Below are 16,939 nucleotides of genomic sequence, written 5' to 3' on the forward strand. Positions count from 1 at the left end.
TGGTTGCGACGTGGTGTTTGGCGTCCATGTTTCTGTTGTCATTAACCTTGGTTTTTGGTCTGCTTTTATGTCCCCGCTGTTTGTGGGGTGCTGTGGGTGTTTGGTAAATTCCTTGTGGTTGGAGTGGGGTGCACAGGCCCCATCCGAATTCTTTTCAGTCATATGTGGAATGTGTAGGCACTACCCGTAATGCGTCGTTCCCTGGCCCGCGCGACGGCAGTTGGTGCGGCTTGCGCCCTGGCCCTTGTGCTGGGGGGACCCGCGCCCGGCACAGTCGGCGAGGAGGCCCCCGCCACCCCCGACGACACGGCTGCCTCCGGAGACCGGAGCGGCGCACAGGACAGGACCGCGCCGACCGACGAGGTCCCCGCGGAGCCGGCCGGATCCGACGGCGCCTCCGCAGACGGGTCGCGCGTCCCAGGAAGCTCCGGCGGTGGCCGAACCGAGGTCGGGAACTCCCTGTGGACCTACGTGGACCGTGCCTTTCCCGACCGCCCCCACAGCGGCACCGGGACCGACACCGTGGGTACGGGGCGCCTCGCATGGGACCGCGTCTACACCCGCAGGGCCCTGTTCCGGTTCCCGGTGGCCCTCGACTCCGAGACCGTCGTGGACTCCGCCGTGCTCCGCGCGGAGGTGGCGTGGTCCTATGACTGCGGCAGCGACTCCTTCGTGCAGTTGCACCGAGTCGACCCCTTCCACACCGGAACCACCTGGAACGACCAGCCGACGGCTCGTGCTCTGCTCGACACCCGAAACGTCAGGGGCGGGCACACCGCCTGCCCCGCGACCGGCGGTGTGGAGTTCGACGTGACCGAGGCCTACCAGTGGGCCGTGGACAACGGAGAAGCCCACATCCACCTGCGGCTCGGTGAACGGGACGAGTCCGGGAGCGCGGCCTGGCGCCGCTTCGACGTCCGTGACAACCCTCCGGTGGTGGTCGTCGACCACGGCCCGCCGCGGACCCCGGTCCCGCCCCCTGACCCGGGCGAGTCACCGGAAGCCGTGTCCCCCGGCGGTCACGCCACCGTCCACGGAGAGGGCACCTCAGTCCCCGCGCCGCACCAGGCGGCGGAGGGCGGGGACCACTCCGTCGACGCCGTCCCCAGGTCCGGGGGAGCGGACGGCGTCCGTGTCCGGGAGCCGGACTCCGGCGCTCGGCTCCCGGCCGGTGGTGAGCCGGACCGTGCCCTGTGCGGGGAGCGCATCGGCCGTCCGCCCCCTCCGGACGACCGCCGGCGACAGGCCGGGGACACGGTCCCCAGGGCCCGCGGACCTCCGGTCACCACGCCGTAGGGAAGACACCCCCTCCGGTTCACCGACCTCAGGAAACCGGCTGACAGGCGACACCCCCTCTCCCGGTGCGGATCCGGTCGGGCGCGGACCGCATCGGTGGCAACCCGAGGAAGTCGGGCGGGCCGTTCCCCGGGCCCCACGGTGGGCGGGGCCCGGGACGGTCGAGGAGTCGTGCCACAGCCGCACCGGCCACAGGGCGCAGTGGCCGTCCGCGGTGACGGGACGATTCCGCGCAGCCGACAGGGATGTCCGTCTCACCGGACGCACCCACGCCTGGAGCCGGGTAGGGCTTCTGGCCGGGGAGCCGCGGTGGTCCGGAACCACCTGTGTGCGTGGGCACCACACAGGAGGATTCCGGGCCGCCACCGGCGTCCGTACGGGGTTCGGCGGCCCCGGGTGGACACCCGCGGTACCCGTCCCCTCGTGCCGTGGCGCACGCGAACCGCCCCCGCGGTGCACCCTCGCGGGGCACCCCAGGGGCTGCCGTTCGCAGACGGGAACCATGAGGAAGATTCCACTCGGGAATACCGAGCCTTCCGGTCTGGGCTTCAGGCGGCCGCAGGCGGATCGGACGGGTCGGCGGAAGGTGGTTCCACGGCACGCCCGAACCACGGTTTGCCCTCGGCCGCGATGCCTTCGAGGACTCGGAGCGTGTGGGAGAACCCGGCGGTTTCGAGGTTGATATCGGGAGCTTCGGACTGCGACTCCTCGTCCACCACCGCGTCGAGGTTGGGGGCCTCGGACACCACGATGCTCTCCGACGGCCCGTTGTTCAGGGTGATGTTCAGGGTGTAGCGGCGTGTGCTCGCTATCTCCACCTGCACCGAGGAGACCGCGTCGAACCTGTAGTTCTTCCGTGACGTGGTCCGCCACCGGGACCGCGAGAAATCGAGGACGGCTGTGGCCTCCCGGACGCCTTCCTCGGTGACCAGGAAGACCCTGATCTCGTACCTCGAATAGCGCCAGGGGCCCTTGCTCACGTGCGCTGACCTGCAGGGCCGTTTCGGAGTCGGCAGAAAGGCGTGGGCGACGATCTCGTGCCAGACCAGACGGTGGCTCATCAGGGTTTCTTCGAGGATCAGGGTCTTGTCCGCGCTCAGCCAGGCCTCCATCTCGTCCTCATGGGGACGCAGGCGGCCGAGCTTGTTCCTCCACCTCTCGTACTCCGCCTTGCGGGCGGCGTCGACGGCTTTGCGCTCCTGGGACTCCTCACCGAAACGTCGGCGTTCACTGTGGATCCTCAGCCACAAGGGGACAGCGAACCTGGCGGCGATCACGGTGAACAGCAGGCAGCCCGCGGTGGAGACCGGTGCCTGCTGGAGCGCGATGCCCACTACCGCCGTCGTCGCCGCGGCCGTGAACAGGCACAGGACCGCGCACCGGAGCTTGAGCGCCGAATCCACACGGTGGATCTCCTCCGGCTCCACTGGCTGTCCTGTGCGCAGGCGCTTCCGCACGTCCCGCACCAGGAACCGGATCAGCCATTTCACCTGATCGGCCTCGACTCCGGTCTCCCGGTAGATCCGGACCACCTCGTCACGCAGGCAGCGGCGCACGCCCTTCGTCCGCTCCGACCAGGCGTTCCTGGTGAGCGGGTCGGGGGCGTACTTGGCGAAGTAGTGGTCGAACTCGCGTTCCACCTGTTCAGCGAAACCGCCCTTGGGAGGAGGCGAGGGGGAGCGTCCGTAACCGTATGCGTGCGCCAGGGCGAGCCTGCGTCGGTGCCGGTGGTGCCAGGAGGCGACGTGCCATCCCGCGACCGGACCGAAGACGAGCATGGTGAGGCAGGCGAGCAGCGCTGTCAGACTTCCCTGCGACAGGGCGGAACCGGTCATGATCGCGACGGGGAACAGGGACGCCGCCGCGAGGAGTAGCCCGCCGAAGAAGTCCCGGCCACTGATCGAGTACGGCTTGGGATGCTCTGTCCGGGGCCCCGCGGGTTCGGCTTCGAAATAGGCCCAGACACGGTTCACCCGGTCGTTGGAGAACCGCGCTTCCTTGGCGTTCTCCCTGACCCGGTGCCACACGGACTGTTTCATGCCGCCGGTGAGAACCAGGTCGAGGTGGCGCAGGATCAGGTCGCGCTGTGTGGCGGGCAGAGCTTCCAGCTCGGCCACCGCGGCGCCGGTGTCGCCGTTGGAGCCGTCCACGCAGGACAGCAGTGTGAAGACGACCCCGAGGCCTCGCCTCCATCCGTCGCGGGAGACCGATACTCCGCGAACTGACAGGTTCGCCAGAACCGCCTTGTCCTCCTTCGTGAGGTCCCGGTAGGAGCGTTTGCTGAGGAGGGCCAGTGCCTGGTGAAAGAGGACCTCCGGACCCTCGAAACCGCGTGCGCGGGCCCGTTCCAGATGCTCCCTCGCCTTGCTCGGGACCCCGTCGGCGAGGTAGTGGCATCCGACCTCGTATTCGCGCTCGGGCGGTTCGTCGGGGCCCACGACATAGATCTGGGAGTTGTGCATCTGTCCGACCTGGGCTCCGACCGTGGAACCGGGTTCGGCGGTGTTGAAGGTGTCGGATCCGTTCATGAGAGCCCCTTCACCGCGGTGATCAGCGTGCCGACCTTGGTGGCCAGCGACGCCAGATCACCCAGGAGCCCCATGAGTCGCTTCAGGGCCAGCAGCGAGGTCTTCCTGCCCTGAGGCGTGGCCTCCTCGATTCCCTTGCTCGCGATGTCGAGTTCGTTCGAGGCCGCCTCGTGGGTCTCCTCGTCGATGCGGCCCGCGGAGCGCTCCCGGGACACTTCCTCCCGCAGCGCAGCGAGCTGGTCGGGAAGATCGACGGGGGCGGGCCCGGCGGAGTTGAGCGCCACGTGGAACGTGCCGCCGCTGACGTGACCGGCCTGGACCCCGACGCTGCCATGGGCGGTGTTGGTGACACTGCCGGAGTCGCGGGGGGGTGCTGTTCTCGCGCATGCTGGGTGGCTCCGCTTCGATGAGTTCGGTGGCGAGTTCGAGGGCGAAGGCGGCGGCGTTCGCGGCGGCGATCGGCTGCCACTTCCGATCCGCCTCGGTGGCCTTGGCGCCGTCCGCGCGATCACTGATTCCGCGCACGACCGCGACCGGTGTCGCGCTCAGGTGCCCTGCCTGGGCGATCCCCGCCCCCTCCATCTCCACCGCCAGGGCGTCGTTGAAGGTCTGCCTGATCCATTCGGCCTCGTGGGAGACACGGGAGTTCTGCACGACCTCCCCGGCGGCGATGGGGCCGAAGTGCACCCGTGGCCGGGGCCGCTCCGCGGGGGTGAACCGGTCCCAGGAACCGGTCCTGGCCAGGTGCGCGGCCGTCTGGCTGATCTCGTGCGGTGACTCCCACGCACGGGGCCGGGCCTTGAGCCCGTCGTCCTCGCTGGTCCCGCCGTGGTAGGCGTACACGTGCGTGCCGACGACCACGTCACCGAGCGGTGTGTCCCACAGGGCTCCGGCCACTCCGACGAAGAGCAGGGCGGCGGGTGAGAATTCCTGGATGGCCCTTTCCGTCAGAACGGCGGAGGACTGGTTGCCCTTGCCGGTCAGACCGAGGACGACGCGTCCGCGGCCGCCGGGCAGGGAGCCGACTTCGAACCGGGTGCCCCGGGGGTGCCGGTACAGCTCGGGGGAGGCGAGGCGCTCGCGTACGGCTTCGTATTCCAGGTTCAGGGCGGTCAGGACCACCACAAGGTCGTTGCTCGTCATTTCGTCTCGCTCTGGGTCGGGGGGTTCTGGTCCGGGGGCAGGGGACGCATCATCGGGGGGCGCAGCAGGTGCTCGGGGCCGGCTTGGAACAGGCGGGCGGGGCGTCCTCTGGTGGTGCGTCTGTCCGAGCCGACGGGGGTGAGGAAGCCGGGTACCGCTTGGACCTTGCGGTAGAAGTTGCGCGGGTCGAGTTCGAAGCCCCACACCGCCTCGTACACGCGTTGCAGGTCGGTGATGGTGAAGGTTTCGTCGCAGAAAGCCGTGGCCAGCGAGGTGTGTTCGATCTTCGTGCGGGCGCGTTCCAGGCCGTCGTCCAGGATCTGGTGGTGGTCGAAGGCGAGGGATCTTCGACCCGAGGTGAATTCTTCGACGGGGCACCAGGAGGCCGCCGAGGCGTCGGTGCCCGCTTCCGGTTCCGGCAGCCCCGGCGCGATGGCGAGGTGGGCGACGGAGACGATGCGCCCGCGCGGGTCCCTGTCGGGGCGGCCGTAGGTGCCCAACTGCTCCAGATGCAGCGAGGTCGCGTCGAGGTCGGCCTCTTCGCGGAGTTCCCTTCGTGCCGCGTCGACGATGTCCTCGCCCGCGTCCGAGATGAACCCTCCGGGAAGGGCCCAGTGGCCCTTGTAGGGGGCGATGCCCCTCTCGATGACCAGGACGTGGAGGGTCGATGACCGCAGGGTCAGGATCACCAGGTCGACGGTCAGCAGTACGGGGGGTGGTTGCCACGTTTCGTTCGGCATGCCGCGAGCCTAGCTTCTTGTCAGTTCAACAAAAAGCAGTTTCCGGAAATTGGTGCCCGTGGTCGCTCTTTGGCTGGTGTGCCGATCATCAGCCCATGTGGCTGATGTTTCTGGTGGTTTCCAAGTGCTCGCTGTCATGCGCCCGCCACGGACCCCGTTACGCCGGATCGGCGTCCCAGCCGCCGACGTCGGGGTTCGGGTCGGCGGGCGTACCCCTGAGCTCGTGGAAGCCCGGAACGCCCGCCATCAGCAGCGCCCCGTCCCACAGACGGCCCGCCTCCTCGCCCCGGGGAACCCGGGAGATGACAGGACCATTGAACGCGACCGGTGCTCCAGCCCCATCTTCCGGCGCTGAGACAGCGACGATCGGGGTGCCGGTGCGTTCGCCGAGCAGGGCGACGCCCTCGGAGTGCGAGGCGCGCACCGCATCGTCATGGGCGTCCGACGCCCCGGCCTCGGCCAGCTCCGCGGGCAGCCCCGCATCGACCAGCGCGGTAGCGGGATCGTTGAGCCACTGCTTCCCGTCGCCGCCGCGGTCCGCCCAGAGCGCTGCGTAGAAATCGCCGAGTGCCGCCTGACCGTGCTCGCGCAGCACCGCCGCGCAGATGCGCACGGGTATCCAGAGGTAGCCCTCGGGGTCGCCTTCCGGGTCGTCGTCGCGGTCCTCGTTGAGCACCGACAGGCTCATGATGCGCCAGCGCACCTCCAGGGGCCGGACCTTCGCCGCCTCCAGGAGCCACCGCGAGGTGAGCCAGGTGTAGGGGCAGGCCGGGTCGAACCAGAAGTCCACGGTCCGTGTCGTCATGGTCTTTCCTTCGGAACAGGGTCTGCTGTTTCTCGGGGTGGACTGCCAGTGTGAACGACAGCGCCCCGGCCCCGACGCCGAACACCGGCAGCAGCCCGGCCAGCGTGCCGAGGTGTGGTGGAGACGGAAACCGGTGGGCGGCAGGGTCGAGCAGGAGACCTGGTCCGATGACCAGAGGAGGAACACGTGGTGGACGACGCACGGACCATCACCCGGGAGCAGTGGCGGCACGCGGAATCGGTCTGGGAGTACCACCGCATGCGCCACCGGACGCGGCCGTGTGACGTGGCGATTGCTCTGGGCTGCAACGACATCGGCGTCGCGGAGTACGCCGCCGAGCTGTACCACGCCGGGCTCTTCCCGGCTCTGGTGTTCACCGGAGGGAACAGCCCCTCGACCGCGAAGGTGTTTCCGGCGGGGGAGGCGGTGCACTTCCGCGAGCGGGCCCTGGAACTCGGTGTCCCCGACTCCGTGATCCTGGTGGAGTCGGAGGCGTCGAACACCGGCCAGAACATCACCTTCTCCCGCCGGGCCCTGGCGGCGAACGGCATCGTCCCCGCCACCGTGCTCCTGGTCTGCATGCCCTACATGGAACGGCGCGCCTTCGCCACCGCCCGGAAGCTGTGGCCCGAGGTCGAGGTGGCGTGCGCCTCCGCACCGCTGGGCCTGGGCGACTACGTCAGGGAGGTCGGGGACGCCGGGCTCGTCATCGACATGATGGTCGGTGACCTGCAGCGGGTGATGGAGTATCCCAAGCTCGGGTTCGCCATCGGGCAGGACGTCCCCCGGACGGTGCGTGAGGCCTACGGGGCCCTCGTGGCATCAGGGTTCGACAGCCGCCTGATCCAGAGCTGACCTCGGTCGGAGGAACTGGGATCACTTCGCCCGCCGGGTACGGGTTCCACGAGGCGGCCTCGCTCGCAACAGCGACGGCCTCCGGCTCGCGCTCAGGGGTGTTCAGGGGAAACGCGCATGCCGGGAGGGGACAACGCTCTACCTGGAACACGGGGAGGTCGTGGGACGGGCGGTCTCGGTGAAGGCGCTCCATTCCGTTCGGCCGCAGGGCGGGGCACGGGGTCGCGGGCTTCTTCCACTGAGAGTGGTCCAGCCAGTCCTGGCAGCGCCCACGGGACCACGACAGCACCTGACCGGTTCTCCGCCGTGGTCGGTGCGCGCACCGACCACGTTACTGCTGGTGGGGGTTCTGGTTCCAGGGGCCGTACTGCGGGGGCTGCTGGCCGTAACCCTGCGGCGGGTACTGCTGCTGTGGGTAGTAGTGCACCGCGTGCTGGCGCAGGTACTCCTGGTTGGCCGCCGGGTTGTGGACCGCGAAGAACCACTTGGACAGGGGGTGGTGCAGCTTGACCAGCGCGATAATGGCCATCGGGAGCAGGAGCAGCGCCCAGAAGAAACCGGTTCCGCCGAGCATGGAGAGCGACTGCAGGACGATCTGGATGATCAGGACGACCTTGGTCATGGTCCGCGCCCAGGAATAGCCGCGGATGAGGGGGACCGCGGTCACACCCAGGAGCGCGGCGATCACGAGGTAGTGCAGCGAGGCGCCGAACGCGTAGCCGGGCTCCACGCCGGCCATGGGCGCGGTGGCCATGTTGATGGTGAGAACGATCAGCGCGACGGTCACGGTGAGCCAGAGCATCACGGCCACGATGTTTACCGGGCCGGGAGCGGGGGCCTGCTCCAAGGAAGGGGTCGGACCGGGGTGCGGAGGCTGGGGGTACATGGGGGCCTTCGTGGTGAGGATGAGGGGAAGCCCCGCCGCGGTCGGCTCGTGCCGTGGCCCGCGGGACGGAACCGCTGAAGTAGGTGCAAAGCGTAGTGTAGTTGTCATTCGAACACGCTTCGTGTCGGGGGGCGGGCACAGAGATTTCAGGATCTGGGCTTGGACTCTGGACACAAGGGGCTGCAAGCCAGGGGCCTCGTCTGCTGCCAGCTGCGTGTGGTGCAATCGCAGCACCGTCCTTGAACACGTGCACGTCCTTCTCGATCAGCCATGCCACGTGGGTGTGGCGCAGGTCGTGGATGCGCGGCTTCTTGCCCAGCCCGCGCCGTTGGGCCTCCTTGACGCCGGGTGTCCAGCGGCGGCCGTAGAAGGAGGAGTGCCGCCACCAGGACCCCTGGTCGGTGGTGAAGACGAACTCCTCGGGCTTCTTTCCCTCCAGCCTGGGGCGTAGCAGGTCGATGGTGCGCGGTGAGAGCGGCAGGCGCCGCCGGGAGCTGCGGGTCTTGGGCGCCCCCAGGTGGAAGGTGTTGTTCGGTCCGCGCTTCCAGGCCCGGCGCACGTCCAGGTGCCCGCGCACCTGCTGCTGTCCGTCGTGGTCGATGGTCGGGGTGAAGCTGACGTCGCGGACCTGCAGGGCGACCAGTTCGCTGTAGCGCATGCCGGTGCGCACGAACACCTCGACCATGTCGCGTACGTCCGGGTGCATCGAGTCCCGGAGCAGGGTGAACTCCTCACGGGTCAAAAGCACATCTCGGTGTCGGCCTCGTGGTCGGCGCGGGGCAGCCGGGTGCGGGCGGCGGGGTTGGAGGGCCGGATGGGCGGGTCCTCGCGTACGGCGGCCTCGCAGATGGAGAAGAGCAGCCCGTGCAGGTTGTGGATGAACTTGGTCGCCAGGGGTTTGCGCAGCCACCCCGGTTCCTTCTTGCGGCCCCGGCTGGGGTTGGGGGTGCGGTAGGAGGCCTTGGGATCGGGGGTGCCGGTGCGTAGCTGGTTGACCCAGGCGCGGACGTCCTTGGGTTTGAGCTGGGCGGCATCGCGCAGGTTCACCTTCCCGAAGCGGGGGATCAGGTGGAGTTCGAGTTCGCGGTGGTAGTCGGCGCGGGTGCGTTCGGCGATGCCGGTCATGGAGTCGATGAGCTCGCGGGCGAAGTCGGCGAACAGCACCGGTTCGGCCTCGGGCTCGTCCTCTTCCTCGACCTTGATCCATCCGTGGCCGGGGACCCATCCCTCGGCCCAGCCCCGGCGGGGTATCCAGTTCTCGGGCCACTGGTGGCCGGCGGCTTCGACGTGGAGTTTGAAGGTGTGGGCGTCGGCGCGGGTGTCGAAGGGTTCGGACTGGGGTGCCCCGGTGCGGGTGCCGCCGAGCCGCCATTTGACCCAGTAGCGGGTGCGCCCGTCGGCTAGTTTGCGCTGGTTGATGGTTGCCATGCGTGGACCATCGCTTGGTTGTGGGCGGAAGCGAAGGGAATCGGCGAAGGCTCTTGACAATCTTTTCGCAGGCCAGCAGGAGTGTCCGACTCATCCGCATGTCGCCGCTGATGTCAGGGATGACTGGTTTGCTGGATTTCGTAGCCGTGTACCAGGCTCTGGCTAGATGCCGGTGGTCGACGCCTTCGTGGTGGCGGTGCCCGGACCATGCGAGAACACGGGATCGATCACTTCCGCGACCTTCGCCATCTGGTCGTCGAGGCTGGCTTCGCTGATGTCCTCAAGGCCTTCCTTGCGCCGCCACGCCGCCCACTTGGTCTGCCCGATGGCGCCGTACCCCTCTATCACGGGTGAGATCGGCCCGAGTTCGACTTTGCGGTAGCGGGCGACGGCTCGCGCGGACTCCAGCAGTTGGTCCTCGTCGATGTCGTGCTGCGCTGCCAACTGGACGATGTCGACGAAGTCGCGCCAGCGGGTGCTGGTGATGCCGCGTTCCAGGATCGTCACGCCCTTCTCGGCCACCGTGGTCTCGGGGGCGTAACCGAGCATCTCGATCTCGCCCCCGAGGATGCGGGGTACTTTGACCGGCTTCGGCGACGGGACGATCGGGTCTCCGGTCGAGATGTCCCAGGCGACGACGGTCTTCTGGGAGCCGATATAGGTGGTGACCCGCATGCGCAGACCCGGGTAGTCCGCCTGGTCGCGGATCTCCTGCACGCGCATCGTCTCGAGATCGAAGACCAGGCCGTCGGGAACTCGGACTTCGGCCACGTCACGGATGACCTGCGTTATGACCTCAGGTGTGACCGTGGTCCTGATCGCCTCCGCGTCGACGTCCTTGGTCGGACGACGGACTCCGTAGACAGCGAGGAGGATGCCGCCCTTCAACACGAAGTCGTCCTTGTGCGCCGTTCGGGTCAGCCGGTCGAGGAAGGATTCGAGCGCGTGCCTGGTGAGGTACTCGGCTGTCGGTGCGGGTCTGCCTTCTGTGGCCGAGGCCGCCCTGGCCTTCTTCTGGATCTGCCGGAACACCTCATCGCCACTGGTCACGTGAGCACCTCCAGTGCTTGCAGGACCGGGCCCTTCGCCCGGGGAAGGCGGGCGGCGACCGACATGAGGCGGGCCGGCTTGCCGCCACGGCGGAGCCATTCGCGCAGGGCGTCCCTTCCCAGTTCGTACCCGAGGTCGCCCCGGAGCCGGAACGCGTCCGCGATGCTGCGCTCGGGCGAATAGATGCCGATGTGCAGTTCCGACCCTGGAATGGGGATCTCAGAGCGTCCGAGGCTGAAGGTCTGCTTCGCGAGCAGGTGCCACTTGATCGCGGCTCGGGTTGCCGGAATGCGGGTGCCGCGCGGGATCGCGATGTCCACGGCGTCCGGGATGGAGTCGGTCAGGTCGTGGTAGGCCAGCGCGGAGGTGAGACAGATCGTTGCCTCGGGTCGGCGGGTCGCTGCTTCGATCCAATCCCAGTCCGCAGCCGGTGCGTCGGCGGAGCGGTAGATGCCTCGTGCGATGCGCTCGTACTTTCCCTCGTGGGCGGCGCGGTACAGGGTGCTCTTGGACATGCCGAGGTCGGGCGTCTGCTTGGGTCGCACGATCTCCAAGGCGCTCACCTCCGTGATCCGTTCCGTATACAGGTAACATTATCTGTATACGTTTTGTTTCACAAGGCAAGTGTCTGGTCCAGGGGATCCACGGACCCGCTCGGATGCTCGTGGAGAAGGGGCGGGTGGAGGTTCTCGACAATCTTTCCACAGGCCAGGACGGGTGTCCGGTCGATCCGCAAGTGCCTACTGGTGGCGGGTATGGGCCGTTTCGGGACGGGTTCGGGTCGGGGGTGCACGGGCGTGAACCCTCGCCGCATCGGTGAGTGACGGGATGGGCGGTACACACTCACCCGCCCGGGTTGTGGGTCCCGTGCACCCTCCGGTGCACCCCCGACAACGCAAAAGCCCCTGACCCTTGCGCGTTTGCGCTGGTCAGGGGCTTGAGCCTCTGGGGTGAGTGACGGGACTTGAATGCTGGTGGGGGAGTGGTATGACCTGCGGTGATGCGAGAACTCGCAGGTAGGGGCGGAGGTGGGTGCTCGGTTGTGCCGCGTTGCTCTGGGTTCCGCTGGGAGGGGTGCACCCTCCGGGTGCACACCTTCGGCCCGTTTGGTGCACCCTCACGGGTGCACCAGTGGGTCGGTGGAGAACGATGGTGCTCCGCGAGATTTTCGTCTGTAGCTTGGAAGGCTTCTGTCCGAGTCATGCCCACTGCTCCTGTGCGAGTGGCGCATTATTTAGCTGGTCGCGGAGGCTCCGCCAATTCGGCATGAACTTATCCATGAGTCTAGTGAAGCGAGCGCCGTGGTTGCGTTCGAGGTGATGCATCATCTCGTGGACAACGACGTACTCCAGGCAGTATGGGTTCTTCTTGGCGAGCTCAACATTGAACCAGATATGTCCGGTCTCGCGATTGCATGATCCCCACTTGGTCTTCATGCGCCTGATGCTCCACCGTGGCACTGACACGTCCAGCACCCGCTCCCACTTGGCGATGAGATCCGGGACGACCCGCCGCAACTGCCCCCGGTACCACTGGTCCAGCAACTCACGCCGCCGTTCGGCCGAGGTGCCATCTGGCGCGTACAACACGAGCCGATCGCCGTCCACCTCGAAATGGGCCCGCCCGGGGCGCTCCACCACCTTGAGGCGGCGGCGAGCGCCCCACACATAGTGCGTCTCACCCGGCACCATCTCCCGTGTCGTCTGGCGATCGGCTGAGCGAAGCTGTTCGCGCTGACGCTTGATCCATGGAAGCCGTTGGATCACCGCTAGTCGGACACGCTCATCGTCAAAGTGAAGGGGGGCGGCCACCCGCACTCGGCCCAAAGGCGGGTAGACGCCGATATGCAGATTCTTGATGTCCTTGTATACGACATCGATGTTGATGCCGATAATCGTCAGGCGAGTACTAACGATACTCATTGCGTGATTTGATCAGATTCATCAGTTCGTCGATCCGGTCGAAGTCTTCGGGGAGCTCTCGGACGATGGCTCGCTTGACCTTCTTTTCCTTGATCTTATTTCCGACCCAGGAGTCCGGCTTGGTATGCCTGACGGTCACGTCGACCTTGATGGCAATGTCGATAAATGGGTGGAAGAAGTCCACCAAGGCTCTTCGCGCGCTGTTGTCGGCCCACTCAGGGTACCTGGTATCCGACTCCCCCTTGCCGAGGTTGGCCGCGTGTTCCACCAGTGCCGTGAGATACTCCTCGTACTCCAAGGCCCCCTGGCGTCTCTCCTCCAGGATGCCGTCGAGCAGCGCGGACATCTTGTCGTAGTACTTCGGGTTCATCGCGCGCTCGTCGATGATGAGCTTGCGCATATTGTTGGTGATCGTCTCCGCCACCGCTTCGGGGTTGCGCTTGATGCCGTCGGGAAGCTTGTTGAGCGCACCGGCCCCCATCTCGACAATCAACCCGATGAGCCCGGTTTCCTGGAGGTCCGAGACCACCTGGGAGGGCTGGGCGCTGATGTAGCTGTTGAGCAGGTGACGCATGCCGGCCTCGTACTGCTTGAAGTCGACATTCTCGCCAGCGCCGAGCTTGACCTCGGCCCGGACGTTGGCATAGTGCTCGATCTCGCCCCTGATCTCGGCGGCCTCACTATCGCTATAGCCAGCGGCTGACATCTCATTGGCGAGGTTGCCGTACGCTCGGGTCAGAGCCGAGACCGCCTTGTAGAGCTCGACCCGCTTGGGCTCGTTGGCCTTGAGCTGTTCGGCGTTTCCCTGCTCAACGGCACAGAAGTACCGCTGGTACTGAAGGGTTCCCTTGGGGGGTTTGACCGGCTCACACAGGGCCCGTACCTTCTCCAGGGACTCATCGAGGGCCTCCCGGGCCTGGGTGATCCGGTCGGACAGCAGCCCCTCGATGTCCTTCTTCTCGTAGCCCTCCAGAGCACCGCCAGTGTAGTTGGTGATCGCCGACTCCAACGAGTTGAACAGGTCGCGGTAGTCGACGATGTACCCGTAGTCCTTGTCATCACCGTCGAGGCGGTTGACCCGGCAGATCGCCTGGAACAGGCCGTGGTCACGCATCTTCTTGTCGATGTAGAGGTAGGTCGCGCTCGGAGCGTCGAAGCCGGTCAGAAGCTTGTCGACGACGATGAGCAGACGCATCTGCCCGGGATCATCGAGGAAACGCTTCTTGACCTCCTCCTCGAACCGCGCGACCTTGTGCATCGCCACGTCGGCCGGTTCGTCGAAGTGGTCGGCGAGCATCTGCCGATAGATCTGGTATTGGCGCAGGCGCTCGGTGGCGCCGTGACCGGAGTCCTCCTTGGAGATGTCGCCCGCCTGCGGGGCATAGGAGGTGACGACCGCGCACTTGCCCTTGAACCCGGCCTGAGAGAACAGCTCGTAGAACTTGCACGCCTGGTAGATGCTCGAACAGACGAGCATCGCGTTGCCGCGGCCATCGGACAGACGTGGCTTGGTTTCCATGTCGAGCAGGATGTCGCTGACGATCTGCCGGATACGTGGCTCGGAGCTGGCCACCTTCTGCATGGTGCCCCAGCGCTTCTTGAGCTCGGCGCGAGACAGGTCCGTCATGCCCTTGGTTTTGGCCTCGAACCATCTGTCCACATGCTCATGCGAGGTCAGCTCCTGATCGATGTTGCGCGCCTCGTAACGCAGGTCCAGCACAACACCGTCGGCCACGGCCTCGTTGAACTTGTAGATGTGGATGAAGCTGCCGAAGCGCTCCATCGTGGTGCTCTTGTCCGCCTTGAGTAGCGGTGTGCCAGTGAAGCCGACGAACATCGCGCCTGGCAGAAGATCCTTCATCGCGTCGTGCATCTTGCCGGACTGGGTCCGGTGGGCCTCGTCAACGAAGACGAAGATGTTGCCCTTGGCATGGAAGTCCTTGGGGACGGTCGTGCTCAGCTCACGGAGGAAGGCATCCTCATCCTGGCCGGAGGCGGTCCCGTTCTCGCCCTCCCGGAACTTGTGCACCAGCGAGCAGATCAGCCACTTCTCGTTGGAGTTGAGGGTGGCCAGCATGTCGGCGGCGCTTTTGGTGCGGTAGATCGACTCGCTGACCCCTCGGAAGACCTTCTCGATCTGGTCGTCGAGCTCGGTGCGGTCGGTGATGATCAGCACGCGGGCGTCCTGCTGATTCTCACGAATCCACTTAGCCAGCCACACCATGGTCAAGGACTTGCCAGAACCCTGGGTGTGCCAGATGATGCCGCCCTCGCGTTTGGCGATGCGCGCCTGTGCGGCCTTGACCCCGAAGTACTGGTTGTGACGGCAGGTCTTCTTCTGCCCCGCATCGAAGACCATGAAGTCATGCATCAGCTCCAGCAGGCGCTCCTTCGAGCACAACTGGGTCAAGGCGCGGTCAAGCGGGTTGTCGATGTCAGAGGTCTCACGCCAGGCCAGCCAGTACTTCTCCGGCGTGTCGATGGCGCTGTAGCGCAGCCCCTCCACGTCGTTTCCTGCCATGACGAACTGCACCGTGCTGAAGAACGACCGGATGAAGTCGGGGCTCTGGTTCCCGTAGCTTTGCCGGATACCTTCGGAGACACCGACCTTCGAACGCTTCAGCTCAATCGTGCCCAGGGCGATGCCGTTGACGTAGAGGACGATGTCCGGACGCTTGGTGTTGTGGCCGCGCACCGTGACTTCCTCGGCCAGCGCGAAGTCGTTGGCCTCCGGACGCTCCCAGTCGATGAGCCACACCGTTTCCGTCCGCTCGCCCACGCTGGGCTTGACCTTCACCCCATAGCGCAGGAGCCCGTAGACGTCGCGGTTAGCCTCGTACAGGTCACGGCCGCCACCGAGGGCGGCGTCTTTCCTGAGCTTGTCGATCGCCTTGTTGATGAGGTTGTCGTCATAACCCCGGGAGCGGAGGTTACGAGAGAGGAACTCGACCTCGATGTTGGAGCTGTCATTCCGGTACTCCCAGTTGCCGAGGTAGTCGTAGCCCAACGACTCCTGGAACAACCTGATGACACGGTCCTGCGTCTTGCGTTCGACCTGGCCGACGTCGCTCATACTGTGTTCTCCTTTACGGGTAGGCGTGTGCGGCCAGTCAGAAGCTCTTGCAGCATGCCCTGTTTGATCGCTTGCATCTTGCAAAGCAAACGATCAAGAGCCTCAATCTGGCGATCAGTTGAGTCAACAGCCGTGACAATCTTGCGTTGGGTAGCCTCATCTGGAAGCCAAATGGGAAGTCGCTTTAGTAGTTGTGTATTTAGTACACCAGTTCCACTTCCAGCCGATGACACCAGATCGAGCACTTGGGTACTTCGCGCCTGAATCGCGTACAAGAGGTATTCGGGTAGGATGCCAGCCTTGGGGATCAGCGCCTTAACATCTTGGTTGAAACTGACCGGGCGAGTCGCCATCCCGATGCGGGCCTCACGATGCAAAGCCATTCCACGTACGAGGACAAGAGTTGCGCCAGTCGGAGCGAGTTTGCTGCCAGCGTGTAGTCCAGCCTCCGTGAGATTCTTATCGGATTCGTGCACGCGTGAATTCTTAAGAGTTGCTGCACTTATCCACGGGATCGTCCCACCCCAGTAGGTCGGATTATTGCGGTCCGGCGTCCCGCCTGACAGCCAGTTCGTAATCACCCCAAGGGTAGCTTCGCTCCCAGGGATCGGTGAACTCGTGAAGGTGATCTTTCCGGTCAGGAGTTGCTGCAGCATGCCCTGCTTGATCGCTTGCTTCTTGGCGATCATCCGTTCGATGGCAGCGATCAGATCGTCGACATCTGCCATTGTTTCGGCGATCGCATCCTGTGTAGCGATGTCCGGCAGAGGAATCGGAAGCTGTGCGTACTCACGCCCATTGATGCCCGGTTGACCGCTCCGAACCGATGTCCGAGTGACCCAGTCCCAATATTCCTTACTCTGCGTAAAGAGTGCTAGGTATTTCGGATTGAGTAAATTAGGGTCCGGCGCGACGTTGATCAAGAATCCGGCATAGACGAGTTCGCCGTCACGCGAATCATACAGATAGGATTTGCCAACACTGGCGCCGGTCCGCGCAAAGACCAGCTCCCCCGGGGTCAACCGGTAATTCTCTGCGCTCGCGTGAACGACCCCAACCTTGGGGTTAGGCGTGAAGCGACCTGAATCATCGATGTCGGTAATCCGGACATACGTAGGAATATCTGGGGCCAGTGGGACGGCCGCTGCGTTGACGCCATAGCGAGGTGGGCGCCGGAGCAGCTGGCCAAGTGCCTTGCGTTCCGTAGCCACGA

At 65.9% G+C, this 16,939-nt stretch carries 13 protein-coding genes and 2 pseudogenes; 2 read left to right on the forward strand and 13 right to left on the reverse strand.

Going from position 1 to position 16,939, the window contains the following annotated elements; translation table 11 throughout:
- The first annotated feature begins 189 nt into the window (after positions 1-189).
- The gene (locus IE195_RS22955) at positions 190-1,296 is read left to right on the forward strand and encodes a DNRLRE domain-containing protein (RefSeq protein WP_191275108.1); all 1,107 of its coding nucleotides are present in this window, start codon (positions 190-192) and stop codon (positions 1,294-1,296) included.
- A gap of 548 nt (positions 1,297-1,844) precedes the next feature.
- Here IE195_RS22955 and IE195_RS22960 read toward each other — a convergent pair.
- The 5 genes and pseudogenes from IE195_RS22960 to IE195_RS22975 form a co-directional block, all read right to left on the reverse strand.
- On the reverse strand, positions 1,845-3,824 hold the full coding sequence (locus tag IE195_RS22960) for a hypothetical protein (protein WP_191275110.1): 1,980 nt from the start codon (positions 3,822-3,824) through the stop codon (positions 1,845-1,847).
- Positions 3,821-4,108 (reverse strand): hypothetical protein, encoded by a 288-nt coding sequence (locus IE195_RS26340; RefSeq protein ID WP_229826409.1) that lies wholly within the window; start codon positions 4,106-4,108, stop codon positions 3,821-3,823. The genes IE195_RS22960 and IE195_RS26340 overlap by 4 nt, the downstream gene beginning before the upstream one ends.
- Before the next feature lie 196 nt (positions 4,109-4,304).
- Positions 4,305-4,967 (reverse strand): annotated as a pseudogene (locus IE195_RS26345) (5'-methylthioadenosine/S-adenosylhomocysteine nucleosidase family protein); the annotation flags it as partial.
- On the reverse strand, positions 4,964-5,707 hold the full coding sequence (locus tag IE195_RS22970; RefSeq protein ID WP_191275112.1) for an NUDIX hydrolase: 744 nt from the start codon (positions 5,705-5,707) through the stop codon (positions 4,964-4,966). The pseudogene IE195_RS26345 and the gene IE195_RS22970, both read right to left, overlap by 4 nt.
- Positions 5,708-5,864: 157 nt before the next feature.
- A complete protein-coding gene (locus IE195_RS22975; RefSeq protein WP_191275114.1) occupies positions 5,865-6,512 on the reverse strand; it encodes a mycothiol-dependent nitroreductase Rv2466c family protein in 648 nt (215 codons plus the stop codon).
- Between the two features lie 186 nt (positions 6,513-6,698).
- Between IE195_RS22975 and IE195_RS22980 the strand changes: the two genes are divergently transcribed.
- Entirely contained in the window at positions 6,699-7,367 is a 669-nt protein-coding gene (locus IE195_RS22980) for a YdcF family protein (protein WP_191275117.1), read from the forward strand.
- A gap of 331 nt (positions 7,368-7,698) precedes the next feature.
- On the opposite strand, the gene IE195_RS22985 is transcribed toward IE195_RS22980, so the two are convergent.
- From IE195_RS22985 to IE195_RS23015, 8 genes and pseudogenes are all read right to left on the reverse strand, one after another.
- Positions 7,699-8,169, reverse strand: a complete 471-nt coding sequence (locus tag IE195_RS22985; protein ID WP_225942509.1) for a hypothetical protein — start codon at positions 8,167-8,169, stop codon at positions 7,699-7,701.
- 394 nt (positions 8,170-8,563) lie between these two features.
- A pseudogene (locus tag IE195_RS26350) lies at positions 8,564-8,959 on the reverse strand (site-specific integrase); the annotation flags it as partial.
- A 32-nt stretch (positions 8,960-8,991) separates the two neighbouring features.
- Positions 8,992-9,681 carry a hypothetical protein gene (locus tag IE195_RS26355; RefSeq protein ID WP_225942508.1) on the reverse strand — a complete coding sequence of 230 codons (690 nt, stop codon included), beginning with the start codon at positions 9,679-9,681 and terminating at the stop codon, positions 8,992-8,994.
- Positions 9,682-9,843: 162 nt separating this feature from the next.
- On the reverse strand, positions 9,844-10,731 hold the full coding sequence (locus IE195_RS22995) for a nucleotidyl transferase AbiEii/AbiGii toxin family protein (RefSeq protein ID WP_191275121.1): 888 nt from the start codon (positions 10,729-10,731) through the stop codon (positions 9,844-9,846).
- Positions 10,728-11,276 carry a type IV toxin-antitoxin system AbiEi family antitoxin domain-containing protein gene (locus tag IE195_RS23000; protein WP_268249193.1) on the reverse strand — a complete coding sequence of 183 codons (549 nt, stop codon included), beginning with the start codon at positions 11,274-11,276 and terminating at the stop codon, positions 10,728-10,730. The genes IE195_RS22995 and IE195_RS23000 overlap by 4 nt, the downstream gene beginning before the upstream one ends.
- 654 nt (positions 11,277-11,930) lie before the next feature.
- Complete coding sequence (locus tag IE195_RS23005; RefSeq protein ID WP_191275123.1) at positions 11,931-12,653, reverse strand: M48 family metallopeptidase; 723 nt, start codon at positions 12,651-12,653, stop codon at positions 11,931-11,933.
- Complete coding sequence (locus tag IE195_RS23010) at positions 12,640-15,726, reverse strand: type I restriction endonuclease subunit R (protein ID WP_191275125.1); 3,087 nt, start codon at positions 15,724-15,726, stop codon at positions 12,640-12,642. Before IE195_RS23010 ends, IE195_RS23005 begins: the two co-directional genes overlap by 14 nt.
- Positions 15,723-16,937: a restriction endonuclease subunit S gene (locus IE195_RS23015; protein WP_191275127.1), complete on the reverse strand. Its 1,215-nt coding sequence runs from the start codon at positions 16,935-16,937 to the stop codon at positions 15,723-15,725. Before IE195_RS23015 ends, IE195_RS23010 begins: the two co-directional genes overlap by 4 nt.
- Between the last annotated feature and the right edge of the window lie 2 nt (positions 16,938-16,939).

Origin of the sequence: Nocardiopsis terrae (assembly GCF_014651695.1) — a bacterium.
GTDB classification, from domain to species: domain Bacteria; phylum Actinomycetota; class Actinomycetes; order Streptosporangiales; family Streptosporangiaceae; genus Nocardiopsis; species Nocardiopsis terrae.

Bases quoted from the DNA above. Each gene is read 5' to 3' on its own strand.
- IE195_RS22955 (WP_191275108.1), top strand. From the start codon at position 190: ATGCGTCGTTCCCTGGCCCGCGCGACGGCAGTTGGTGCGGCTTGCGCC.
- IE195_RS22960 (WP_191275110.1), bottom strand. From the start codon at position 3,824: ATGAACGGATCCGACACCTTCAACACCGCCGAACCCGGTTCCACGGTC.
- IE195_RS22970 (WP_191275112.1), bottom strand. From the start codon at position 5,707: ATGCCGAACGAAACGTGGCAACCACCCCCCGTACTGCTGACCGTCGAC.
- IE195_RS22975 (WP_191275114.1), bottom strand. From the start codon at position 6,512: ATGACGACACGGACCGTGGACTTCTGGTTCGACCCGGCCTGCCCCTAC.
- IE195_RS22985 (WP_225942509.1), bottom strand. From the start codon at position 8,169: ATGCTCTGGCTCACCGTGACCGTCGCGCTGATCGTTCTCACCATCAAC.
- IE195_RS26355 (WP_225942508.1), bottom strand. From the start codon at position 9,681: ATGGCAACCATCAACCAGCGCAAACTAGCCGACGGGCGCACCCGCTAC.
- IE195_RS23005 (WP_191275123.1), bottom strand. From the start codon at position 12,653: ATGAGTATCGTTAGTACTCGCCTGACGATTATCGGCATCAACATCGAT.
- IE195_RS23010 (WP_191275125.1), bottom strand. From the start codon at position 15,726: ATGAGCGACGTCGGCCAGGTCGAACGCAAGACGCAGGACCGTGTCATC.